Source organism: Psychrobacter sp. 78a-MNA-CIBAN-0178 (genome assembly GCF_040309625.1).
Classification (GTDB): domain Bacteria; phylum Pseudomonadota; class Gammaproteobacteria; order Pseudomonadales; family Moraxellaceae; genus Psychrobacter; species Psychrobacter okhotskensis.
In genome coordinates this window covers 70,429-96,105 of sequence record NZ_JBEOOZ010000011.1, presented here as the reverse complement: position 1 = coordinate 96,105, position 25,677 = coordinate 70,429, and the positions used below count along the sequence as shown (strand labels likewise).

20 protein-coding genes are annotated in these 25,677 nt (G+C 42.9%); 12 read left to right on the top strand and 8 right to left on the bottom strand.

The window, feature by feature from the left end:
• The 6 genes from AAEY80_RS08405 to AAEY80_RS08380 form a co-directional block, all read left to right on the top strand.
• The coding region (locus AAEY80_RS08405) for an ABC transporter substrate-binding protein (RefSeq protein WP_350588174.1) at positions 1 to 1,438 on the top strand (1,438 nt) is incomplete at its 5' end.
• A gap of 236 nt (positions 1,439 to 1,674) precedes the next feature.
• Entirely contained in the window at positions 1,675 to 2,691 is a 1,017-nt protein-coding gene (locus tag AAEY80_RS08400; protein ID WP_173239922.1) for an ABC transporter permease, read from the top strand.
• A gap of 151 nt (positions 2,692 to 2,842) precedes the next feature.
• Positions 2,843 to 3,757: an ABC transporter permease gene (locus tag AAEY80_RS08395; protein ID WP_025650615.1), complete on the top strand. Its 915-nt coding sequence runs from the start codon at positions 2,843 to 2,845 to the stop codon at positions 3,755 to 3,757.
• A 1-nt stretch (position 3,758) separates the two neighbouring features.
• Positions 3,759 to 4,847: an ABC transporter ATP-binding protein gene (locus AAEY80_RS08390; protein WP_265088466.1), complete on the top strand. Its 1,089-nt coding sequence runs from the start codon at positions 3,759 to 3,761 to the stop codon at positions 4,845 to 4,847.
• Positions 4,837 to 5,808, top strand: a complete 972-nt coding sequence (locus tag AAEY80_RS08385; RefSeq protein WP_201583352.1) for a peptide ABC transporter ATP-binding protein — start codon at positions 4,837 to 4,839, stop codon at positions 5,806 to 5,808. The genes AAEY80_RS08390 and AAEY80_RS08385 overlap by 11 nt, the downstream gene beginning before the upstream one ends.
• Positions 5,801 to 6,769, top strand: coding sequence for a DUF4424 family protein (locus AAEY80_RS08380; RefSeq protein ID WP_227693021.1), 969 nt, complete (start codon positions 5,801 to 5,803; stop codon positions 6,767 to 6,769). Before AAEY80_RS08385 ends, AAEY80_RS08380 begins: the two co-directional genes overlap by 8 nt.
• Here AAEY80_RS08380 and AAEY80_RS08375 read toward each other — a convergent pair whose 3' ends face one another.
• Positions 6,770 to 7,861, bottom strand: coding sequence for a nuclease-related domain-containing protein (locus AAEY80_RS08375; protein WP_201583354.1), 1,092 nt, complete (start codon positions 7,859 to 7,861; stop codon positions 6,770 to 6,772).
• Positions 7,862 to 8,026: 165 nt separating this feature from the next.
• Here AAEY80_RS08375 and AAEY80_RS08370 point away from each other — a divergent pair, with 165 nt between their 5' ends.
• A complete protein-coding gene (locus AAEY80_RS08370) occupies positions 8,027 to 9,160 on the top strand; it encodes a HEPN domain-containing protein (protein ID WP_201576320.1) in 1,134 nt (377 codons plus the stop codon).
• A gap of 66 nt (positions 9,161 to 9,226) precedes the next feature.
• Here the strand turns inward: AAEY80_RS08370 and tkt are convergent, their stop codons facing one another.
• The gene (gene tkt / locus AAEY80_RS08365) at positions 9,227 to 11,224 is read right to left on the bottom strand and encodes a transketolase (protein WP_201576323.1); all 1,998 of its coding nucleotides are present in this window, start codon (positions 11,222 to 11,224) and stop codon (positions 9,227 to 9,229) included.
• 277 nt (positions 11,225 to 11,501) lie between these two features.
• Complete coding sequence (serS, locus tag AAEY80_RS08360; protein WP_201576326.1) at positions 11,502 to 12,788, bottom strand: serine--tRNA ligase; 1,287 nt, start codon at positions 12,786 to 12,788, stop codon at positions 11,502 to 11,504.
• Positions 12,789 to 13,424: 636 nt separating this feature from the next.
• On the opposite strand from serS, the gene AAEY80_RS08355 reads away from it, so the two are divergent.
• Together AAEY80_RS08355 and AAEY80_RS08350 are read left to right on the top strand one after the other, a co-directional pair.
• Positions 13,425 to 14,084, top strand: coding sequence for a YcxB family protein (locus AAEY80_RS08355; RefSeq protein WP_025651372.1), 660 nt, complete (start codon positions 13,425 to 13,427; stop codon positions 14,082 to 14,084).
• A 296-nt stretch (positions 14,085 to 14,380) separates the two neighbouring features.
• The gene (locus tag AAEY80_RS08350) at positions 14,381 to 14,869 is read left to right on the top strand and encodes a Dps family protein (protein WP_025651371.1); all 489 of its coding nucleotides are present in this window, start codon (positions 14,381 to 14,383) and stop codon (positions 14,867 to 14,869) included.
• Positions 14,870 to 15,018: 149 nt separating this feature from the next.
• Here the strand turns inward: AAEY80_RS08350 and AAEY80_RS08345 are convergent, their stop codons facing one another.
• From AAEY80_RS08345 to AAEY80_RS08335, 3 genes are all read right to left on the bottom strand, one after another.
• Entirely contained in the window at positions 15,019 to 15,732 is a 714-nt protein-coding gene (locus tag AAEY80_RS08345; RefSeq protein ID WP_025651370.1) for a DUF2057 family protein, read from the bottom strand.
• A gap of 86 nt (positions 15,733 to 15,818) precedes the next feature.
• Positions 15,819 to 16,622 carry a DnaA regulatory inactivator Hda gene (hda, locus tag AAEY80_RS08340; RefSeq protein WP_025651369.1) on the bottom strand — a complete coding sequence of 268 codons (804 nt, stop codon included), beginning with the start codon at positions 16,620 to 16,622 and terminating at the stop codon, positions 15,819 to 15,821.
• 334 nt (positions 16,623 to 16,956) lie between these two features.
• Positions 16,957 to 18,060 (bottom strand): AI-2E family transporter, encoded by a 1,104-nt coding sequence (locus AAEY80_RS08335; RefSeq protein WP_025651368.1) that lies wholly within the window; start codon positions 18,058 to 18,060, stop codon positions 16,957 to 16,959.
• A gap of 359 nt (positions 18,061 to 18,419) precedes the next feature.
• Between AAEY80_RS08335 and purM the strand changes: the two genes are divergently transcribed.
• A complete protein-coding gene (gene purM, locus AAEY80_RS08330) occupies positions 18,420 to 19,481 on the top strand; it encodes a phosphoribosylformylglycinamidine cyclo-ligase (RefSeq protein ID WP_025651367.1) in 1,062 nt (353 codons plus the stop codon).
• Positions 19,481 to 20,170: a phosphoribosylglycinamide formyltransferase gene (gene purN / locus AAEY80_RS08325; protein ID WP_201583356.1), complete on the top strand. Its 690-nt coding sequence runs from the start codon at positions 19,481 to 19,483 to the stop codon at positions 20,168 to 20,170. Before purM ends, purN begins: the two co-directional genes overlap by 1 nt.
• Positions 20,171 to 20,311: 141 nt before the next feature.
• Here the strand turns inward: purN and AAEY80_RS08320 are convergent, their stop codons facing one another.
• A complete protein-coding gene (locus AAEY80_RS08320) occupies positions 20,312 to 21,691 on the bottom strand; it encodes an NAD-dependent succinate-semialdehyde dehydrogenase (protein ID WP_025651365.1) in 1,380 nt (459 codons plus the stop codon).
• A 533-nt stretch (positions 21,692 to 22,224) separates the two neighbouring features.
• The gene (locus tag AAEY80_RS08315) at positions 22,225 to 23,214 is read right to left on the bottom strand and encodes a LysR family transcriptional regulator (RefSeq protein WP_025651364.1); all 990 of its coding nucleotides are present in this window, start codon (positions 23,212 to 23,214) and stop codon (positions 22,225 to 22,227) included.
• Between the two features lie 781 nt (positions 23,215 to 23,995).
• Between AAEY80_RS08315 and AAEY80_RS08310 the strand changes: the two genes are divergently transcribed.
• Positions 23,996 to 25,582, top strand: a complete 1,587-nt coding sequence (locus tag AAEY80_RS08310) for an isocitrate lyase (RefSeq protein WP_025651363.1) — start codon at positions 23,996 to 23,998, stop codon at positions 25,580 to 25,582.
• Positions 25,583 to 25,677: the final 95 nt, after the last annotated feature.

The window sequence follows — 25,677 nt, the reverse complement described above, 5'->3', positions numbered from 1 at the left end:
CGCCTATCCTATCTATAATGGCTTGGTGGAATTCAAAAGAGATGGCACTGAGATTCAGCCAGCCTTAGCCGAAAGCTGGGATATTAGTGAAGATGGCAAGACTTATACCTTTAATCTGCGCAAAGGCGTCAAATTCGGTAAAACCGATTACTTTACCCCAACCCGCGATTTTAACGCGGACGACGTGGTCTTTACGCTAGAACGTATCACCAATCCTGATTTTGAATTTAATAAAGCCTATCCTGCTGAGTTCCCGTATTCTGTCGGCATGGGGCTGCCTGATCTGATCTCTACTATCGAAAAGGTCGATGACAATACCGTGAAAATCACTCTCAGCGAGACCAACGCGCCGTTTTTACAAAACCTAGCGATGGCCTTTGCTTACATCGATTCTGCTGAATATGCAGACAAGTTAATGGCTGCTGGTAATGCGGCTGACATTAATACCAAACCTGTTGGTACCGGACCTTTCGTCTTTACTTCCTATCAAAAAGATGCGCAAATTCGTTATACCAAAAATCCAGATTATTGGAACAAAGACGATATTCATATCGACAATCTAGTGTTTGTCATCACCAAAGACTCGGCGGTTCGCGCGCAAAAAGTGCAAGCTGGCGAATGTCATGTGTCCGCTTATCCAAAACCTGCCGAGATTGACTCTGTTAAAAAATCCGGTAAGGCCACCGTCCTTGATCAACCCGGCTTTAACGTCGGTTATGTCGGCTACAACGTTGAAAAACCAAAGCTTAGCGACCTTAAAGTTCGTCAAGCATTAGATATGGCCATCAACAAAGACGCTATTATTAACGCCGTTTATCAAAGCGAAGGGCTTAAAGCCACCAACCCTATGCCACCAACACAATGGGGTTATGATAAATCGATCAAAGACGCGCCTTATGACGTCGAAAAAGCCAAGTCCCTTATGAAAGAAGCAGGTGCAGATAAGCTTGCCATCAATCTCTGGTATATGCCCGTTCAGCGCCCTTACAATCCAAATGCCAAACTCATGGCGGAAATGCTACAAGCAGATTGGGCGAAGATTGGTGTTAATGCCAAGCTGGTCACTTACGAGTGGGGCGAGTATCTAAATCGCGCCGCTAAAGGCGAGCACGATGTTATTTTAGCAGGCTGGACAGGTGATAATGGTGACCCTGATAACTGGCTTGGTACATTGTTATCTTGTGATGCGGTCGGTGGCAATAACTACTCGCGCTGGTGTAATAAAGACTTTGACACTTTGGTGACTAATGCCCGTCAGATTACCAATCAAGATGATCGCGTCAATGACTATGTAAAAGCTCAGCAGATATTTAAAGAGCAACTGCCATGGACGACGATGGCGCATTCGGTGGTAACGGTATTCACCGCACCAAACGTCGTCGATTATAAAATTAGTCCACTTGGCTCAATACGCTTCGATGGTGTAAAAGTTGAATAATCTTAACTGATGAAGTCCGGTATGACATACACGACTGTTTAATTGGTATTCGGCTGGGTCAGATACTCTGCTCCAGCCTTATTTATATAAATTAAGCACTCTGTTAAGCAACCGCTTTGTTAAGCAACCGCTTTGTTAAGCATGCTGTCACCAACACTCTCATCATTATCAACATTCTAGTCATCAACTTAGAGTTATTAAACCATAACTATTGAACCACAACTATTGAGCAGCCCATGCTACTTTATATTTTGCGTCGCATTGCCATTCTCATTCCTGTCTATCTTGGCTTAACGCTATCGACATTTACCCTGATTCGGCTCGTCCCCGGAGACGCCGTCGAGATTATGATGGGTGAGCGTATGGTCGATCCAGAGCTCCATGCTCGTGCCTTAGAAAGACTAGGATTAGACAAACCCCTCATCGTTCAATACTGGGACTATTTAACCGGTATCTTAACCGGTGATTTTGGTCAGTCCTTTCGTACCCGTACTCCAGTATTACAAGACTTCTTTGCCCATTTTGTGCCAACCTTAGAGCTGGCGGTATGCGCCATTGTTATTGCCAGTGTCATTGGGGTCAGCTTAGGTATCTTTGCCGCGCTGCGCCGTGGTACTTGGATTGATTACACCTTAATGTCAGGGGCGCTGGCTGGCTATTCTATGCCTATTTATTTATTGGGACCTATCCTAACCGGTATATTCGCCCACTATCTAGGCCTATTACCCGTCGCCGGTGTCATATCTGTCGCGCAGTTTTTGGACGTCAAACCTTTATATGGTTCATGGCTATTGGGTTCCTTGACTTCAGGTGAACCGGGCGCATTTTGGGACGTGGTAAAACATTTTATCTTACCGTCTATTGCCTTATCGACCATACCACTCGCGATGATTGCACGTATGACGCGCTCGGCGATGCTGGAGGTACTAGATGAAGATTATGTACGTACCGCACGCGCTAAAGGCTTATCGCCGCGCCGCGTGATATTGGTACACGTGATGCGCAATGCCTTGATTACTGTGGTGACGGTAATTGGCTTACAGATGGCAACCTTGCTCGCTGGCGCCATTATTACTGAGACTATCTTTAGTTGGCCGGGTGTTGGTAATTGGCTACTCGATGGCTTCTTTACCCGTGATTATCCTATTGTGCAAAACGGTATCTTATTGGTCGCCACCGCCTTGATTTTGGTTAGCTTATTTATTGATATTTTGTATGGTCTGATCAATCCGCGCATCAGACATACTTCTTAATTTAACATTGATAAATACTCATATTATAAATAGTGGCTATTGGTGTTTGCATGGTTTTGAGTGATTTTTTAGCAAATGCTTAATACTTATTAAGGCTAAAACTCTAAAACTTTAAATATTAGCAAAGCACTAGCCACTGTAGGAAATGCTCATGAAGCCTTCTGTTCTTCCCTCTGATCTTAAGCTGATGGCAGCGACACCGCCGTCGTCTTGGCAGTTATTTTTATCGACATTTTGCCGCAATAAAGGCGCGGTACTTGGTTTTATAGTACTGGCCTTGATGGTGATTATCGCCATACTTGCGCCCGCCCTTGCACCGCATGACCCTTATGAATTATTTACCGGTCAAGAGCAATTGCCGCCAGCGTTTTTAAGTGGCGGCGATACGATGTTTTGGCTTGGGACTGATGATGCCGGTCGAGATACCTTATCTCGGGTGATGTATGGCGCACGTTACTCGTTGTTTATCGGTCTAAGTGCGACGACCCTTGCTATGTTGGTCGGCGTCTCGCTAGGGCTTAGCGCCGCGTTTTGGCCAAAGGTTTGGGGCAAGGCGGTGATGCTAGTCAATGATATTTTGATGTCTTATCCAAGCTTGCTATTGGCGATTATTATTGCGGCTATCTTAGGGCCGTCTATGACCAACACCATTATTACCATTGCCTTGGTTTGTACCCCACCTTTTATTCGTCTGACACGCGCTACCGCCATGGTAGAGCTACAACGTGAGTACTTTGTTGCCTCGCAAGTCATGGGGGCTGGCGTGCTGCGCTTATTATTTATAACTATTTTACCTAACTGTATGGCACCGCTTATCGTCCAAGCGACAATGATTTTTTCCTCTGCTATTTTAGAAGCAGGCGCAATTGGTTTCTTAGGCTTTGGCGTGCAACCACCAGATGCCGAATGGGGCGCAATGCTCGGTACAGCGCGGCAATATATTCAAAGTAATGTTTGGCTCGCTATTTGGCCGGGTGTCGCCATCTTCTTAGCTGCCTTGTCGATTAACCTGACGGGTGATGGCTTACGCGATGCGCTAGATCCCAAATTAAAGCAGGTGACCTAAGATGACTGATACCTTAGATAAAACAGCGCTTACCAATACTTCTATGAATGGCTCGTTAATAAAAGAAGCGCCACTGTTGTTAGATATTGAAAATCTTTCGGTCACTTTTGGTCAAGGCGCACGTGCTTTTCGCGCCGTCGATGATGTATCATTAAAAATCACCCAAAGCGAAGTCATCGCCGTCGTCGGTGAATCAGGCTCGGGTAAGTCGGTCACTATGATGGCACTCATGGGACTATTGCCGCCTTCTGCGACAGTTCGTGCCAAGCGGGTGATGTTTGATAATAAAGACATGCTGAGTATGTCAGCCAAAGAAAAGCGCGGCATCATTGGTAAAGATATTTCCATGATTTTTCAAAATGCCATGTCTTGTCTAAATCCGAGCTTTACCATTGAGATGCAACTGGGTGAAGTACTGCGTAAGCATCTTGGACTGCGCGGTGCAGCGGTACAGACGCGTATCTTAGAGCTGCTCGAACTGGTTGAGATGCCGGATGCCAAAAATCGACTTAAGGTTTATCCGCATCAATTATCGGGCGGTATGAGTCAGCGGGTCATGATTGCGATGGCGATTGCTTGCGAGCCAAAACTGCTTATCGCCGATGAGCCAACCACGGCTCTTGATGTCACGGTGCAAGCACAAATTATGGATTTGCTCGGGCGCTTACAACGCGAAAAACAAATGGCCATGGTACTTATCACCCATGACTTGGGTTTGGTCGCGCAAAACTCACGCGATGTCGCCGTTATGTATGCCGGACAAGTGGTCGAAACCAGCACAGTGCCGGAGATTTTTCAACATCCTGCCCACCCTTATACCGAAGCTTTACTGCAAGCCATCCCTGAGCTGGCTATCGGTCAAGACAGGCTCAATAGTTTGCCGGGTGTGGTACCCAGCCAATATGATCGCCCAAGCGGTTGCTTATTGTCTCCGCGTTGTCCGTATAAAGAACCGGCTTGTGAAGTACCGCCGCCCATTTTAGATACGCCCAATGGCAAAGTGCGCTGTATTCACTCTGAATTGCCTAATCTACCTTCTCGCACCTCTACCCCTCACCCTGCTACTTTGGAGTCACAGCATGAGTCATAAAGTGGTCTTAAAAGCAGACAACCTACACAAGCATTACCCAGTATCACAAGGATTGGGCAAGCCTAAAGCTTATGTTAAAGCCCTAAATGGTGTCTCGTTTGAGCTTGAAGCGGGCAAGACGCTGGCGGTCGTTGGTGAGTCAGGCTGTGGTAAATCAACGCTTGCCCGCCAGTTGACCCTCATTGAAGAGCCCACTGACGGCGAGTTATTTATCAACGATGAAGCAACGACCGGTTATAGTAGAAAAGCATTAAAAGAGTTGCGTACCGAAATCCAGATGGTATTCCAAAACCCTTATGGCAGCCTAAACCCGCGTCATACGATTGGTTATCAATTGACTGAGCCTTTAGATATTCATACCAAGCTATCTAAAGAAGAAAAGCGCGACAAAATAAACGAGATGATGAGGCATGTCGGTCTACGTCCCGAACATGCGGGCCGTTATCCACATATGTTTTCAGGTGGACAACGCCAACGTATCGCCCTCGCCCGCGCTATGATGCTCAATCCAAAAATAGTCGTCGCCGATGAGCCTACTTCGGCGCTCGATGTCTCGATTCAAGCGCAAGTTTTGAATTTATTCATGGACTTGCAAGACGAATACCATACCGCTTACGTCTTTATCTCACACAACCTATCAGTAGTACGCCATGTCGCTGATGATGTAATGGTGATGTACTTAGGTCAGGCGGTCGAACACGGGCCTAAAGAAGCTATTTATAATGCGCCAAAACATCCATATACCATCGCCCTATTGGCTGCTGCACCAACGGTAAATGGCCATAAAAATGATTTGACGCTACAAGGTGAGCTACCAAGCCCACTTAACCCACCAAGTGGCTGCGCCCTACACAAACGCTGCCCATATGCCAAGCAGCAATGCAGCGAAATAGAGCCACAACTGCGCGAATGGGATGGTCGATTGGTGGCTTGTTTACGTTTAGAAGAAATATATGGATAAGCGACATCTGATGTTTAGCGGTACGTTAGCTTACGCTGTGCTCATAGCGATGACGGCTGCTCAAGCGAACGACTCTACTGGCTATGTCGGCACAGGCGGTGTTGAATATCTTAAAAATAAGAACATCAGCATGCATAGTGAAGACTTATACATCTCAAAAGAGGAAGTGCGCGTTAATTATGAGTTCAAAAATCTCAGTAATAAAGACATTACCGAGACGGTTCTTTTTCCTATGCCAGCGGTGCCTAGCTTTACAGACTCAGATTACGCTGATACCAGTGCCACTTATAATAACTTTAAGATTTGGGCCAATGGCAAACCTATCACGCCTGATCAGCATGTCCGCACTTTTATGTACCCGATCATCACCAGAAACCGTGATCGAAACTATGCAGAAACCCCTATTGATACCACCAATATTTTCAAGGCATGCGGTATTAGTGATGCTGAAATGATGTCACCTTGGACCTATCGATTTGATACTGACGATGTCAATCAACGGCTTTTAGATTGTAAGAGCAAGGCACTCGATAAGTTTCTCGATAATAGAGAAGACCTTGATATCCTTTGGGATTCACAAGTGATTTATAGTTGGAAGCAAACCTTCAAAGCCAATACGATTACCAAGGTCAAACACACATATAAACCGTTAGTGGGTGGCTCTGTAGATTTAGACAGTGGACAATATGGCAATTTTTGCGTAGATGCTTCAACTCAGAGATCCTTTAACAAGAATGGCCGTCCCTATCATGCCTTAAGCTATATCTTGAATACGGGAGCAAATTGGGCCAAACCTATTGCCAATTTCAAACTGACTGTCGAACGCGACCCTAACGAGCTGGTCTCGTTCTGCTGGAAAGGTAAGAGTAAAGTCAAAAAGATTGGACCAACGACGTTTGAGATTAAAGAGAGTAATTTTGTGCCAACCCATGATTTTGATGTCGCTTTTATCATGAAATAGCTAATCAATATTCACCACGCCCCAACATTTAGGAAATTGACTACAACCAAAAAAGTCTTTCCCTTGGTGCTGGCCTTTTTTTGCAACACGTTTGACCATTGCTGCCTGACATCTTGGACAGGCAGGTACTTGCTCTGTAATAGCTGTATGATTGATTTGCTCAACAGCTTTAAGATCGATGCTATTAGACGTGATAATCTCACATTCAGCCGTTTTAAAATCATTGCCCGATAACTCAGGCTCCATAACTTCAAACGGCGTAAGAAAAACCTTATCAGCAATATCGTGCGATGTAATTGTATGCTGAGTGACTGCCTGCTGATTGTCCATACTATCAATTGGTAAATCGCTAGATTCAATTTCAGTCTGACCAGACCATCGATGCACTTCTCTACTTTTTAGAATAGCTCGTTTAGCGGTCTCTTTTACTATCGGCTCTGGTATAGACTCATTAGCCACTTTAGCAACTGGTTTATCAATAGCGTTACCGCTAGGCTGCTTATTTGTATTTTGGCTTGGATTGCTATGCTTGTCTTTTAGATAGGCTTTGTGCTCTCTATTGGTACGCCAAGACTTGCTAAATCTATTGCTATTAATCTGCTCAACGATAGATGCAACCTCATCTTCAGTGAGTATTTTTTCTTGTTTTTTCTTCACATACGAGACCATACCACTCGTCAATACATACTCGGGCAACTCATCGCGGGTTTTTAGCTCACACTCACCGATGAAAGCAATCATCGAATGAAAATAGCTCAGCTCCAAGCCCAATAAATCTGCGAGCGTCTTAATGTGCAAGTAGTTTTGGCGCAATGGGTTCTGAAATTTAAACTTACTTCCATTTTGGAAAACTTGTGTCCACTGTCTTTGGTTCTCGCTACCATATATCCAGCCTTTATAGTTTTTGGTTTCAATGACGAATATGCCGTATACGGAGACGATGATATGATCGATTTGGGTACTGCCACCATTGGCTCTTGGCAAGGTAATACCGTTTAAACGGTGGTAGACGTCTTTTTCAAGCTTTAGCCACATGGCAACATTGATGACGGCCTCACCTAGGAAACCTTTGAAGCTGGATTTTAGGGACATAGGAAGCGTCTTTTAAATTCATAGTAAGTTAAATATTGATTATAATAAGCTATCAACCACATTAAAAAATTTATAAGGAAGTGTTAAGTGATTACAGTGGAGTATCTGATATTTAACGATAAGAAAGAAAGCCTGTGTTCTAGCGTAAAATCCTTTGAGCACTTTATGCAAACCGACTCTGATATAGTATTAAATAACGGCAGTATAACTTACGAAAATAGTTTTAGTGTTAAATACCAACTAGATTTTAATAAAATTTCAAATACTGAAGATGCTTGCTTTCATCTTATCATCACTACAGAATCCATCGAAGACATAGAAAAATTAACTAAATTACTTAGAGCAATAAGAAAAAGGTTTTCTATTATCACTAATTCTCCACAAATCTTGTTTGATGGACTAAGTATGTACTATGCTTCTAAAGCCTATCCCTTGATTTATGAAATAGAAAATTTAATGCGGAAATTACTAACTAAGTTCATGCTTATAAATGTTGGAGTAAACTGGTATAAAACCGATGTACCAGATGATGTTGCTAGCTCAATTAAAACAAAAGATAATAATTTAAAGAAGGATTTTACATATTTTCATAATACCGACTTTATTCAATTAAAGAATTTTTTATTTAGTGAAGAGTATATTTCAAATAAAAATAAGCTGATCAGTACATTGAAGTCTCTCAAAACTAAAAATAATTTAACTATTGAAGATATTGAGAGTCTAGATAAGTTGATACCTGAGTCTAATTGGTCCAAACATTTCTCTAATAGTATTGACATTAATGAAAAGGAACTTAGCAATGACTGGCAAAAACTATATGAGTTGAGATGTGATGTCGCTCATAATAAAACTTTCACAATAAATGATTATATAAAGTTAGTAGACTTAATTAATAAAATAAAACCTATAATTGAACAAGCTATCGTTAGTCTGTCCAACTTACATATTGAAGAAAATGAAAAAGATAATATTGAAGAACAAGTGATAGGTAGCATTAGCTCAGAGCTCGGAGAGTTTATGATATCTTGGAACAAACTTGAAAGTAATATTAGAGGCTGGGTCGATAGCAAATATACAGATAATGAAATAAAAAAGAACACCCCTTTCTATATACTTCTTAAGTTTTTACACAATAGTGAGGCTATTGATTCATCATTATTTTATAAATTGGTTAGTTTAAAGGATAGTCGTAATCGAATCGTCCATTTTACTAACGATTACTCAAAGAAAGATATTGAAGAAATAAATATAAATTTGAAGAATATGCTGATACAGTTTAATGAATTTATTAAGCAATAGCTTCTATACAAAAGCCACCAGATTTCTCTAGTGGCTCTTTTTTAAACACTAACTAAGTTAGGTTTATTACACCAAACTATTTACCGCTTCAACCACAGCATCAGTCGTGATACCAAACTCTTTATATAAATCGCTAGCAGGAGCAGATTCGCCATAAGTCGTCATACCGATGACTTTGCCATCTAGACCAACGAACTTATACCAGTAGTCTACGTGCGCCGCTTCTACTGCGACGCGGGCGCGGATAGTGGCAGGCAATACCGCTTCACGATAGCTGGCATCTTGCTCAACGAAGACTTCAGCACATGGCATAGATACCACACGGACGCCAACACCATTTGCGCTCAACGCTTCATACGCTTCCATCGCTAGGCCAACTTCTGAACCAGTGGCGATGATGATTGCTTGTAGCTCGCTTTGCTCTTTCGCAAGTACATAACCACCTTTGGTGATGCTCGCGACTTGCTCGCTATCACGTGCTTGATGTGGCAAACTCTGACGGCTAAAGATCAATGCTGATGGGTTGTTTTCAGACTTGATTGCTTCTACCCAAGCGCTTGCAGATTCAGTCGCATCACACGGACGCCATGTACGTAGATTTGGCGTAGTACGTAAGCTAGTCAATTGCTCAACTGGCTGATGCGTCGGGCCATCTTCACCCAGACCGATAGAGTCATGCGTATAGACATGGATAACGCGCTGCTTCATCAATGCGCCCATGCGTACTGCGTTACGTGCGTATTCCATAAACATCAGGAACGTCGCGACGTAAGGAATAAAGCCGCCATGCAATGCAATACCGTTGGCAATCGCAGTCATACCGAATTCGCGTACACCGTAATAGATATAGTTACCGTCAGCATCTTTTTCGATGCCTTTAGCACCTTTGAATAGCGTCAGGTTTGAGCCAGCTAGATCCGCTGAACCGCCCAATAGTTCTGGCAATAATGGCTGCAAGGTATTGATGGCGTTTTGACTGGCTTTACGACTAGCAACATCACCACCTTCTTCTTGCGTTTGCTGAATATAAGCTTGCGCTTGGCTGTTAAAGTCAGCAGGCAATTCGCCATTTAAACGGCGTGATAGTTCTGCTGCAAGCTCTGGGTAGGCTTTTTTATACGCTTCAAAGTCTGCATCCCAGTTCTTTTGCTGGACATCACCTTTTGCTTTAGCATCCCACGCTTCATAGATTTCGTCATCTAATTCAAATGGGGCATGTTTCCAAGACAGCGCATCACGAGTCAAGGCAATTTCATCATCACCAAGTGGTGCACCATGACTGGCGGCTAGACCTTGTTTGTTCGGGCTACCAGCACCGATAGTCGTTTTACAAATAATTAGACTTGGCTTAGTAGTCTCTGCAATCGCTTGCTCAGTTGCTTGCGTGATTGCATCAGTATCATGACCATCGACTTTGATAACTTGCCAGCCGTAAGACTCAAAACGCGCTTCGGTATCATCAGTGAACCAGCCTTCGACGTTACCGTCGATTGAGATGCCGTTATCATCATAGAAGAATACCAATTTACCAAGCGCCAACGTGCCAGCTAGTGAGCAGACTTCATGACTGATACCTTCCATCAAGCAACCATCGCCCAAGAACGCATAGGTATGATGATCGACGACGTTATGACCGTCGCGGTTGAACTGTGCGGCTAGAGTTTTTTCTGCGATTGCAAAACCAACGGCATTAGCAATACCTTGTCCTAGTGGACCAGTCGTCGTTTCTACACCAGGCGTATAGCCAAGTTCAGGATGCCCTGGGGTTTTTGAATGCAGCTGACGGAAACCTTTTAGGTCATCAACGCTCACATCGTAACCTGATAAATGTAGCAATGAATAAATAAGCATCGAGCCATGACCGTTTGACAGTATAAAGCGATCACGGTTGTGCCATTGCGGATCGGCAGGATTATGCTTTAAAAACTTACGCCACAGAACTTCAGCAATATCAGCCATACCCATGGGTGCACCGGGGTGTCCTGAATTGGCTTTTTGCACCGCATCAAACGACAGTACACGGATGGCATTGGCAAGTTTGCGTTCGTTAATTGGGGTGGGCATAGCGTGTCCTAATATTCAAATAAGAAGTATGGAGGATAAGAAGAAGATATATTGAGCAACAGTAGGAGCGCAATAAACGCTCTTAAGAATAAGGTATTTAATTAAGGTGCAATATTAACATATTTGCCATGAGCCAAGCCAAAAACGGCATCATAAAATCGTTTGTATTTAACTCATAACTTATATCGGTTTTGTTAAACAGACCCTAATAATAGGCTAAAAATAATAAATGGCGAGTTTGCATTATCAACCGCCATTTATATGGGCAAAATATTTACTAAACGGAGATCGTCTCAGCACCGCCCATAAACGGACGCAACACTTCTGGAATGGTGATACTACCATCGGCGTTTTGATGATTTTCCATCACTGCCAATAAAGTACGACCAACGGCCAAACCTGAACCATTTAGCGTATGCGCCAAACTGGTTTGCTTACCGTCTTTGACACGCGTACCCATACGACGGGCTTGGAAGTCGCCACAATTTGAGCAGCTAGAGATCTCGCGATAGGTGTCTTGGCTTGGTAGCCATACCTCAATATCGTAGGTTTTTTGCGCGGCAAAACCCATATCACCCGTACATAATTTGACTGTACGATATGGCAGATTGAGCTGCTGTAAAATATATTCAGCTTGACCTGTCATTGCTTCAAGCAATTCATCAGATTGCTCAGCGCTAGCGATATTAACCATCTCGACTTTTTCAAACTGATGCTGACGAATCAGACCACGGGTATCACGGCCGTGCGAGCCGGCTTCACTACGGAAACAAGGCGTATGGGCGGTGAATTTTAATGGGAGCTCTTTGATATCTAAACGCTCACCGCGTACCAAATTGGTCATTGGTACTTCAGCCGTCGGAATCAGATAAAAATCCATATCATCATTATTCGTATGATTGGTCAATTTAAACAAATCATCTTCAAATTTTGGCAACTGACCCGTACCTTTTAGGCTTTCAGAATTGACAATATAAGGCACATACGTTTCAGTATAGCCGTACTTGATGGTGTGGGTATTGAGCATAAACTGAATCAAAGCGCGATGCATCTGCGCAAGCTGACCTTTTAATACATTAAAACGACTACCGGTAAGCTTCGCTGCGGCTTCAAAGTCGAGCATACCGAGCGTCTCACCGATATGAGTATGGTCTTTGATGTCGAAATCAAACTCACGCGGCGTACCCCATTTGCGTACTTCGACATTATCATCTTCTGACGTACCCACTGGCACATCTGCTGCTGGAATATTAGGAATCTGCAAGGCAGCTTGATTGATACGCTCTTGCAGAGTACGCAGCTCGTCTTCTGCCGTCTTAATCTCACCGCTGACGCTTTGCATCTCAGCCAACAGCTCACTGGCATCTTCGCCCGATTTTTTTAGCGCCCCTACTTGCTTAGCACCAGCGTTACGGCGCGATTGCAACTCTTCGGTTTTGACTTGTAGCGATTTACGCTCGTTTTCAATGGTTTGCCAGAACTCCATATAAAGCGTATAGCCACGAGCAGCCAACTGCTGTTGTAAATCGCTTAAATCGCCGCGTAAGAGTTTTGGATCAATCATAATAGTTGCCTGTAACGCTGAGAGTGAATAAGGAATTTTAAGAAAATATTATCAAAACAATAATGAGCCAAGCTCATTTTACAACCTAACCTATCGTCAATCCAAAATAATATCAATACAAGAAAACCGAGTACAAGCTATACAGTACTATGTTTAGCGAAGTTGACGCTGTAGTGATTTTATAGTGGGCAGCCTATCACTTTATAACTTATGTTATGACAGCTTGTTTGTCATGAGAAAATAGGTAGTCGCTATAATACCAAGACCCAGCAGATTTGACCATGTTTTGCCCCTATTTAGACGCTATTTTGACTACTTTTCGGCTATTTTCGTACCTGTGACTGTCCTGTGTTATAGCAAAGTTTTTAGTGTGACGCCGTGTTTGAATGTTGCACGTTATACCACTATCTTGCTATGAAAAACTTAAGGTTAGCTTCCACAATCAGCCCCAATCTCTATTAATGCCATTAATATGACGTCTATCAATGAACAGAGCGGCTTATATGTTTCATTTAGGAGCACTTTTCGGTAAGATAAGCGCATAGCTTTATGACACTTCTAGCCAAGTACCGCATCGCAGCTTCACTTTGGCGATTTAAACCCAACGCTTTTACTACAAGTATTTGAGAAACCTTTATGGCCCTGTACCCCTATACGCTCCAACCTGTTGCCTTAAACCTGACCGAGGCGGAATTTCATCAAGCACAGTATGAACTGTTTGCCAGTGCCAGCCCTTCGTTTGGTCTTTCAAGTTTGAAGACCAAAGAATGGGTCATTATGGCGGTAGTCGTGATACTGGCCATTGCAGGGTTAATCTTTGTCACTGGCTATTCCACAATTATTTTTTGGGTCATGTTGGTTTCGGTCGTGGTTTATCTGTTGGTGCGTACCTTAGGTTTTAAATGGTACGTCAAAAGAGAGTTTGAAAAACAAGTGGCTGATCAAGAGATGCCAGATGAGATGCGCCAGATGAAGTTGGGTGTACAAAAACATGGCTTGGTCATGGCGATGCCAACCAATCAACCTGATATGATGAAAAACTCGCAAATGCGTGGCATGCAAATGCGTGCAGGAGCGACCCAACAAGCGGTTATTCCATGGACAGCGGTCAAAAGCTGGGATGAGACTGACGACTATATCTTTATGATGTTTGAGATGAAAGGTCAACAAGGCAGCCAAATTGTTCCTAAACGTCTACAAGCACAGAAATTTCCCATCGATACGGTACGTCAACACCTACAAGAAGTGGTTCCAGTTAAAGGTTTAAATCCTGAAAGCTTACAACCCCCTGCATAAAGGGTAATAGTCCATTTTTTGAACTTATAAGCTTTTGAACTCATAAGCTTATAATTTTAAAAAACCAATCATAGACTTATAATTATTGAACTTAACTTATAGACGCTGCTTTGCTATTATAATGAACATCGACAGCAAGATTATGACGGACTTAATAAATAGATCTTTATGAATTAAAATAGCGTTCTATAATTCAACACAAGAGCAAGCATAGTAGTGCATCATAGGGCTTGCTATACTCTTAGTCTGTTATAACCAGTTTCTTACATTAACACTCACACTATAAGGATAATATTATGAGTAACACTAATAATGCGACCAACCAAATCGGTTTAGAACAATCAGACATGAGCGGTGTCATCACTAAACTTAATAGCTTACTATCAAGCTATCACATGTTCTATATTAACGTTCGTGGCTATCATTGGAACGTCAAAGGTGAGCACTTCTTTACTTTGCACCCACAGTTTGAAGAGCTGTATACCAGCCTACAAGTCGAGATTGACGAAATCGCTGAACGTATTTTAACCTTAGGTGGTACACCACTCCATGCGTATAGCGACTTTACGAAACATACAAGTATTCAGGAAGATAAAAACGTCAAAGATGGCAATACTTGTGTAAAAGGCGTAGTTACTGGCCTACAAGCGCTTATCTCAGAGCAGCGTCAAGTATCAGCGCTGGCGGTAGAAGCGGAAGACCAAGGTACTGCCGATTTAGTCGACGGCTATGTGCAGCAGCAAGAAAAGCTAATTTGGATGTATAATGCTTTTTTAGCAAAATAGTTAATACTTAAAGGTAGCTGACTTTAAGAGCGACCAGCCTTAGAAGTCGGTTATAAGTAAAATTATATGTCATAAAAAAGCACCCGCTATGGGTGCTTTTTTGTGGGTGAAGTTTGGGTTATGTCTTCACATATTTATAGGGGTAAAATCTACTGTTGTACCCACTGGCGAATTTTTTCGCGTTCAGCTGGCGTTGCTTGTAGCCATAACTGCATGAAGCTATCAAGGGTATTGGTGCTTTGATTGCTCGTCCCTACTGGCGCCACGGTATAGGTATTTGAAGACATACTACCTGTATTATTCTGAGTACTCGCCGTTGGCTGATTGAGAGCTGCGATTGCGCGTTGGTTCTGTAATTCTGCATCACCGCCACCACCAAATACGCCGCCTATCGCTTTACCCAATCCAGCAAACAAGCCATCATTACCATTTGCAACGCCCTGTTGACTGGCAATAATGGCATCGTCTTGCTGTATCGCAAGGGTTGGCTGTTTGACATAATCTTTGGCTGCCTCATACTTTTCTGGTTGATTAGGCATGGTCAAGCGGTATGTCTGGTTGTCTGCCAGTTCGGCTGTCACACTCACATTGCCTGAACGCAAATAATCATGCTCGTCACGCGGCAGATTATACAAGCGGTCATACTTAGCAGTAATCGCATGCTGACCCGGCTGCAAGGTGAATTGTTTAGTCAACGCCTGAAAAGGACTCTGTTGAACTTCTTGACCATTGATAGCAGTCACTTTGATATAGTCATCAACGAGTAAAGTAACCGCGGCATTTGAGAGCATAGATACCGATCCGGCACTGATAAGTAAGGTGCTGATGGTCAGTTTTTTTAGCGAAGAAGTATTGGTTTTCATAAATGGTCCCATTGATAGTAAATGCATTGATAACAGCGACATTTTGGATAGAAACAAATGGTGTTTCTAATATTTAAAATTCAGTATTAAAAATCGAGTGGCATCGTATGTTGATCCTGACTGGCTGCCTCATTATCCACTTGTGTCTCTTGTGCAATATCCGCAAGCTCAGCTGCCAGTGTTTGCTCATCAATCGTACGCAAAGCATCACTGATGACCGCTTTAGAGATATTGCTACGCCCAAGGTTTGAGAACATTGGCTGAATATAATTGAGCACCTCCATCATAGCACCGATACGATGTGGCCCTTCGGTCAGAAGATAATCAATAATACGCTCATCAAACTGCCAACCACGGCGACGTAAGATAGACTGCAGCAAGGCTTGACGGTCAGCAAGATCGTGACCATTCGGTACTTTAAAGGTAGGCGCTTGTGCCAGACGAGTGAGCAAATCCCTCAATTGAAATGGTAACTCGCCCGCAGGCTTATTGGCAGCAAATAATAACTGGCGCTGCCCTTCACGGCTACGATTAATGAGATGGAATAAGGCTTCTTGCCATTGACTACTTTGCTCAAGCACTTCTAAGTCATCGATGGCGATAAGCGAGAAGTTCTCAAGAGAAGACAGCACATTGACATCGGTATGGATCAATTCATTGAGTGACAAACAAATCGCTGACTTGTCCATCTCAATGAATGACTCACAGATAGCGGATAGTAGATGGGACTTACCAGTTGCAGGGCTGCCAAACAGGTACAGCTGACCAATCAGGCCGACATGTAGCTGCCGCACTGCATCAATAATCGACATCCAACCGGGACCGGCAAAGTCACTGAGACTCGCATCATGCTTAATGTCCAGATTGAGACTTAGCTGTGCTTCTGCCATGAATCATCAACTCGGTTTGCGTAGCGCAATAGATAGAAAAGGAAAAGGCGTGGTAACTTTTAAAACAGGCTCAGTTTAAGTAGGCTTAATAAAATAAACGAGCTTGAGGTTTTGATTACACTCAGTCAAACATGATATTTATCAAAATTAACGACGTGTATCAAAACGCTCACAGTAACAGCTGTTAGCGTTACTACTGCGCCTATATATAACATATTTGCAAAATGACTGACAAGTCTTTTACTTACTAAGCTTTGTCAGTCATTAATTATTAAGCCTAAATGACACCCTTATTATCTAGCTATTTTATCAATTTTCAATGACGTTACACCTATTATTTTTTAAATAACACCAACTGTTTACGACCTTTATAAAAGTCCGTGGAGAGATAATAAGCATATAAGTGGCGGAACAATACGTTGAGGACGGCGGACACTGGTAGCGCGATAAGCATACCGACAAAACCCAATAGACTTGCGCCTGCTAGTACCGAAAATATAACCCATAAAGGTGACAATCCGATCTTATCGCCCAACAATAAAGGCTGTAGGATGTAGCCTTCTGCCGCTTGACCGATTAAAAATGCGCCAACGATTAAGGATAAATACGTCCAATCTAAGCCAAACTGGAACAAACACGCAATAATAGCAGCGATGAAGCCAATACCGAAGCCCAGATAAGGCACGAAGCTAGCAATACCCGCAACCATGCCGATAATAAGACCCAGCTCAAGGCCAATGAGCTGAAGTTGTACGGCATAAATGGCACCCAACAACACCATCACCAACAGCTGACCTTTGATAAACGCCATCAATGCCTGATCACACTCTTGGGCAATACCAATAACTTTTTCGCAGTACGGCCCTGGAATCGCTGTCTTCCACATCTGTATGCGTTTGTCCCAATTGAACAAAAAGTAAAAAGTCAAAATCGGTACTAAGACAATCAATCCTGCATTATTGATAAAGCTCATGCTTGAAGCAAGCACCTGACTCATCATCGAGCTGGCATCAGAGAACTTATAATGTGTTTGCAGATATTCAACCAAGGTTTCAGAGAATCCTTTGGTTTCTAGTATGGGCAAGCGGATATTGGCATTCGCAACAAACCATCCGCGAACTACCTGATTATACCAATTCAAAACCTTGGGCAGATATTCCCAAGCCGCTTGTAGCTGATGCAGCAATGTCGGTATCAGCCACCAGAGCAGCAATACCATCCCCAAGGTAATGGTAGCATAAACAATAATAATAGCTATCCAGCGCTTGATATACTTTGAGAGACGTTTGACCAATGGATTGAACAAATAAGCGAGTACAAAAGCAAAGATGAACGGCAAAATGACCGGCATCATTAAATAAAGCAAAACAACAGCAATGATGAGCACGGCGACGATAAATAAGCGCCGGAAAAAAGGGTCTATCGATTGTTTGGTCATTAAGGGCCATCCTAAAAGTAAGCTAATCGCGATAACTTATCGTTGAGATTGCAGTTTTATTGCTACAAACTCACTGTATCGTTATCGGTACGTCTACAAATTCTAAGTGCTTTGATTCTAAGTGTTTTATTATCGCAGAGTCGACAAAAAAAGCAGTCATTTTTTGTTTCTTAACTTTTTATTTATCGCTTATTTCTAATCTTGGCCGAATATTGGCAAGTTGCTTTGCGAGTGAGGTCTATTATTAGGTATAATGCGCCCACTAACTTCAAACTTTGTAACATTGACTGCTATTATTAATGTCAATAAATAATTTATCGGTTAATTCCAATTATATAGCCCCCAACTGTGAGATGACTATGAGTGACAAGCCTTCGTTAAGCTACAAAGATGCCGGCGTTGATATCGATGCAGGCGATGCATTGGTGCAACGAATCAAGTCCGTAGCAAAAGCCACGACGCGTCCTGAAGTCGTGGGTGGACTGGGTGGTTTTGGCGCGTTATGCCGTATTCCGACAGGTTACACCTCGCCGCTATTGGTTTCTGGTACAGATGGTGTCGGTACTAAGCTCAAACTCGCGCTACAGCTCAATCGTCATGAGACGATCGGCATCGACTTGGTAGCGATGTGTGTCAACGACCTATTGGTATGCGGTGCTGAGCCTTTGTTCTTTTTAGATTACTATGCAACGGGTAAGCTCGATGTGGATGTGGCTGCTACTGTTGTCAGCGGGATTGGTGATGGTTGTAAGTTGGCCAATTGCGCGCTTATAGGTGGCGAAACTGCTGAGATGCCAGGCATGTATCAAAACGATGATTACGACTTGGCAGGGTTTTGTGTCGGCGTGGTTGAAGAAGCGGAAGTCATCACTGGCGAAAATGTCGCAGAGGGCGATGTTTTAATTGCCCTTGCCTCAAGTGGCGCGCATTCTAACGGCTACTCATTAGTGCGTAAAGTCATCGAAGTCAGCGGGATTGATGTCACTAGCAGTGATGAGCAATTAGATGGTCAATCTATCCAAGACGCGCTAATGGCACCGACGCGTATCTACGTAAAAGCCATTAAAGCCTTGCAAGATACTCTTGGTAGCTCAGCTTTACATGCCATGTCACATATCACCGGTGGCGGCTTAACGGACAACTTACCACGCGTACTGCCTGAAACTCTAGCCGCTAGCATCGATACCAATAGCTGGCAGTTCTCAGAGCTGTTCACTTGGTTGCAAACCCAGGGTAATATCGAGCAAAGTGAGATGTACCGTACCTTTAACTGCGGCGTCGGCTTTGTCATTGTCGTACCAAAAGATAAAGCAGATGCTGCTATTCAAACCTTGAACGATGCTGGCGAAAAAGCGTGGCAACTAGGCGAAATGATCAAGCGCAGCACTGATGATCAGGCGGATGCCGTGGTGTACCGTTAATGTCAGACAGTCCTATCAAAACTAGCAACAATAAACCATTACGCATTGCCGTTTTAGTATCAGGTAGTGGTAGCAATCTACAAGTATTAATAGATGCCATGCAAGCAGGTACACTACCAATTGAGATCGTCGGCGTCATTAGTAATCGTGAAGACGCCTACGCTATCAAGCGTGCCGAGCAAGCTAACATACCTGTCGCCGTGCTATCACATACTGATAGTGGCAAACGCATGGCTATCAAAACTTTTGAGACTCATGCCAGCGCCCAACTAACGGCATGGCAACCTGACCTAATCGTGTTGGCTGGCTTTATGCGGGTACTTAGCGCAGGTTTCATCGACAATATACCTCCACCGATGATTAATCTGCACCCTTCCCTGCTACCTGTTTATAAAGGCCTTGATACCCATCAACGTGCCATACAAGCAGGCGAACGTCATCATGGTTGCAGCATCCATGTCGTCACCGCTGAGCTCGATGCGGGCGCTGTTTTGACCCAAGCTTTTTTAGAGATTAACCAAAAAGATACTGCCGATAGCCTACAAGCGCGCGTCCAAAAGCTTGAACATCAACTGCTACCTTGGACAATTTTATTATTAGCTAAAGGTGTCATCAACCTGAACAGTCAGGACAAAGGGACTTTTTCTATATTGCCCACATTACCTTTAAAGCTGTATTTAGACAGTTAAAGCAGTAACAAGTAGTAAAGAAAATTAGTAATCATTTAAAACTATCAATCATAAAAAAGCCCAGTCACTCAATTAATGAATGACTGGGCTTTTCAGTATCTAATATTTAAAGCGTTTTAGCTTCAAAATCTGTACGTGCTCTTAGCTGTTATGCACGTGGACACCTTTGATGTTTACAAACTCTTTAATACCAAAACCACCATGCTCGCGACCATGACCTGAGTTTTTCACGCCACCAAAAGGTAGTGCTGGATTTGCGAGGCCATAACCATTGATATAAACCATACCGGTATCAAACTCTTCATTAGCTAAACGAATCGCTTTGTCTTCATCTTTAGAGAAGATAGCGCCACCTAAACCATAGCGGCTGTCATTAGCGATACGTAAGGCATCATCTTGATCTTTGGCGCGGATTAGCGATGCTACTGGACCAAATAGCTCATCGTCATAAGCTGGCTGACCTTTTTCGACATTTTCCAAAATAGTCGCTGGGTAGAAGCTGCCCTTACCTTCTGGTAATTTACCACCGACAGATATAGTAGCGCCCTTACTTACACTCTCTTCTACTTGTTCATGCAACTTTTCTTGCAAGTCTTTACGCGCTAGTGGTCCAAGATCTGAGCTGTCATCCATTGGATCGCCGGCTTTTTTACTTGCAAACTCTTCAACGATACGCTCACGGAACTCGTCATACAGGCTATCAACAACGATAAAGCGCTTTGCAGCCACACAAGTTTCGCCATTATTTATCAGACGCGCTAGCGTACAAGTTTGTACTGCAAGCTCAAGATCAGCATCTTCTAAAACGATAAATGCGTCATTTGAACCCAGCTCTAGAACTGCTTTTTTGATTGCTTTGGCTGCTTGCTGACCGACGATACTACCTGCACCATCACTACCAGTGAGCGTCACACCGCGTACTTTATCATTACCAATTAATTTCTCTGACTGATCATGATCAATTAAAATGGTACGGAACAAGTCGTTCGGTAAGTCAGACTCATGGAATATTTTTTCAATTAATAAGCCAGAACCAGTCACGTTTGCTGCGTGCTTGAGCAGAATGCTGTTACCTGCCATCAAATTGGCTATGGTATAGCGGAACACTTGATACGCTGGAAAATTCCAAGGCTGCATACCATAAATGACACCAATGGGCTGATAAGTGACAATACCTTTTTTGAGACCTTCGATGTCACGTTCATCGTCAGCAAGCGCGGCCACACCTTTTTCTGCAGTGTAATCACAAATGGCTTTACACAGATCAACTTCTTGTAGACTCTGACTATAAAGTTTACCACGCTCCTCAGTCATAAGACGAGACAGCTCTTCTTTATACTTTATCAGGGTTTCGCCAATAGAGTTAATAACCTTCGCGCGCTCTTCATGACTGGTTTTACGCCATTCTAGAAACGCTTGATGTGAGGCTTCAACGATGTTGTTGACCTCATCATTACTCATATAGTCGTAATCTTTAATATCTTCGCCTGTTGCTGGGTTTACAGTAGTAATATCTGCCATGATTGTTGCCCTTATTTATTTGTTGTTCTTAATTAATGCTAGTTAGCTAATGCTAATTTAGAGTTGCACTTAATCAAAACTTTAAGAAGCTTCGATCGTGTCGCCTGTCTTAACAATGGATGCTCTAGTTGTCTTTTTTCTTAATGTAGAGCTATCATAACAAATCATTTGCTTTGAAGTTTTACAAGATATAAAGAAGTGTGCGTAAGATGTTAAGAGTGTGACTCATTCGTTGTTAAATACATATTTGGCAGATTATTAGCATATTTATCAAAACTATTTAGGGCGTGTTGAACATTCGACCATGGCACTGACAGAGACTATTTGTGAATGTTCAACACGCCCTAATATATAACTGCTTATAGTCAAAATATCCCAAAAACGTGACGGTATTGCTGATATTGATATAACTTTTCACTGACTATATATTTATGAAATCTTTGATAATAAATCAAGCAAATAAAAAACCAGCACATGATATATGGGCTGGTTTTATCGATTGTTTAAGCGATACTTATGTTATTCACATTTTGTTAGAACAAATGATTGATAATAGGGATATCTTGTGGAGGATTCTCTTCCTCGTCAACGATTTGACGCGCTACATGCATAATGAGCTGGCGCAACCAACGATGGGCTGGGTGATGCTGCAATAAAGGCGACCACGCCATCGTTAGCTCAAATTCAGGAATAAAAAATGGTGGCTCTTCCATTTTTATACTGTCATTATTGGCCTGCATTTTTGCCACCCGCGTCGGCAATGTCGCAATCAAATCTTTATTGGCGGCGAGCATCGCCGGCATCTGATAGTGACGCGTAAAGACGCTGATTTGGCGTTTTTGACCCAAACGTTGCAGTGCTTGATCAATTGAGCCTAGGCCGCCAGATTTTTCTGGATTGACCCCAAATCCCACGCCCATGCCTGTCTTGGACACCCAAACATGCTGGGCTTTTAGATAGTTTTTTAGATTGAAACGGTTGGCATAGGGGCTTTCTGACGACAGCAAGCAACTAAACGTATCGCGCCATACGAGTACTTGATGGAAGCTTTGCGGTATTTCATTAAAGCGGTTGATCGCCAAGTCCACCCGTCCCTGCTCCATATCGCGATAGGAGACATCGGATGGCGTCAAGAAATCCAAAATGACGTTGGGCGCTTCGGAACGTAGTGCTTTTACTAGCTTGGGTACTAAGGTCGCCTCGGCATAATCTGAAGTCATAATGCGAAAGACACGTGAGGTACTATAAGGGCGAAACTCGGTACGTGGCTCTAACACTTGCGTCAGGTCAGCCAATATCTCGCGAATACGTGGCTGCAACTCAAGGGCTCGCTCAGTTGGGGTCATGCCCTCTGATGAGCGTACTAATAGTGGGTCATTAAACAGCTTACGTAAGCGCCTTAGAATATTACTCATCGCCGGTTGGGTAATGCCAAGCTGTTCAGCTGCACGTGTCACATTTTTTTCTCGCAACAACACATCTAAATGTACCAATAAATTCAAATCAACCCGCTGCAAATTCATATGTATTTCTCTTTGCCTTAGAATAAATACCACTATAAATATTGGTATTTTTAGTGCTGTCATAAATATTTATCGTCTATAACCGCATAATATTACTATTTTTTTGTCTAGGGGTTCCTATAATCAGCTAATTATAACGCAAACTAGCCATCATAAGACATTGTTTTTTATACATTATAACCAAATAAAATACCCAAGATAACTATCATAAATTAGATAAATCTTGGTAAGGCAGTTATAGTGAGTGACACAGACAAGCCGTCACGCAAACAATAAACCGTAGGCTGAGACGCTGATTATAAGCTTACCGACCAACATAATATTTTAATGGTCCGTATCGATAGCAAAACCTAATCAACTGCCTAGCAATCGATTTAGATAAATTTTTTGCCAGTGATATTTTTTAGCTGATTGCCTCAATGATTATTGTAACACCTCTCATCGCCAATTATAAAACCACAGCGCTATAATTGTTTAGGTAGCACACAAAACATACTGAATGAGCGTCACGCTATCACTATGTATTAGACAATTTGTTAACTGCTGAGTTCAGCAAATCTCTTGTGTTTATAGATAGGTTTGTTTAGGGTAAGTAGGGCTGCGTTCAATATACATTTATTTTTAGCTGATATAACCATTCATTCCTTTTCGTTATGTCTATACTTATTAGATGTCGAGAACCTTAATAAAAATCTTATTTTGTATCTCTCAATAACAGACAGTCGTGATCAATTTATCACTTAATTTTTCTCGTTTTTACACCCCACCAAGGAGACTATAGATGTCAACTGTTTATAAATCAGCGATCGATTTAGTACGTGAATTAAAGCAAAAGCACGGTAACTGGCAAAATATCAGCGAAACCGATGCAGCACGTATGATGGCACAAAACCGCTTCAAAACAGGTTTGGATATTGCAAAGTATACTGCAAAAATCATGCGTCAAGATATGGAAGAGTATGACAATGATACTTCTCAGTACACGCAGTCTTTAGGTGCTTGGCATGGTTTTGTTGCCCAGCAAACCATGTATGCTAAGAAAAAATACTTTGGTACCACGTCAAAAACTTACATCTACCTATCAGGTTGGATGGTTGCAGCCCTTCGCTCTGAGTTTGGTCCTCTTCCTGACCAATCTATGCACGAAAAAACCTCTGTACCTAAGCTAATTGCAGAGATCTACACCTTCTTGCGCCAAGCCGATGCTAAAGTACTAAACGATTATTTCCGTGAGCTAAACGCTGCAGAAGAAGCCGGTCAAGACACCTCAGCTATCCTAGAAAAAATCGAAAACTTTGATTCGCATGTTGTGCCAATCATTGCTGACATCGATGCAGGTTTCGGTAACGAAGAAGCGACTTACTTGCTAACCAAGCAAATGATCGAAGCGGGTGCTTGTGCTATTCAGGTTGAAAACCAAGTATCTGATGCTAAGCAATGTGGTCACCAAGCGGGTAAAGTAACTGTACCGCATGAAGACTTCATCTCTAAACTAAATGCGATTCGTTATGCATTCTTAGAGCTTGGTGTTGAAGACGGCATCATCGTTGCTCGTACTGACTCTGAAGGCGCATCACTAACGCAAAAAATCCCAGTATCAAATGAGCCAGGCGATTTAGCTTCTAAATACATCGACTTCATCGAAATGGAAGAAGTGACGCTAGAGAACGCCAACGAAAACGACAGCTTGCTTAAGCACAACGGCAAATTAGTTCGTCCAGTACGTCTAGCCAATGGTCTATATCAGTTCCGTGAAGATACGAACATCGATCGCGTTGTCCTTGACTGTGTTACTGCTCTAGAAAACGGCGCTGACCTATTATGGATCGAAACACCGACTCCAGACGTAGAACACATCAAAATGATGGTTGATCGTATCAAAGAAGAGCAGCCTAAAGCGAAGCTTGTATACAACAACAGCCCATCATTCAACTGGACGCTTAACTTCCGTAAACAAGTAATCGCTCAGTGGGAAGAAGAAGGCAAAGACATCTCTAAGTACAATAAAGATGACTTGATGAGCGCTGATTATGACGGTACTGAGCTTGATGAAGCAGCTGATATCGCTGCTAAAAACTTCCAACGTGATGCATCACGTGAAGCGGGTGTATTCCATCACTTAATCACGCTACCGACTTACCACACCACGGCACTTAGCGTGCATGAGCTTGCTAAAGGCTATTTCGGTGAAGACGGTATGCTTGCTTATGCAGCTGGCGTACAACGTAAAGAAATCCGTGAAGGCATCGCTTGTGTTAAGCACCAAGCAATGGCCGGTTCTGACCTTGGCGATGACCACAAAGAGATCTTCTCTGGTGACAATGCCCTTAAAGCTGGCGGCGGCAAGAACACGATGAACCAGTTCTAATCACCGACACTTTATAAATACTTTTTATAAGTAAAGGTTACAAGAAAAGCCGCCCTACACTATGTAGGGCGGCTTTTTTATGAGCAGATTTAGGA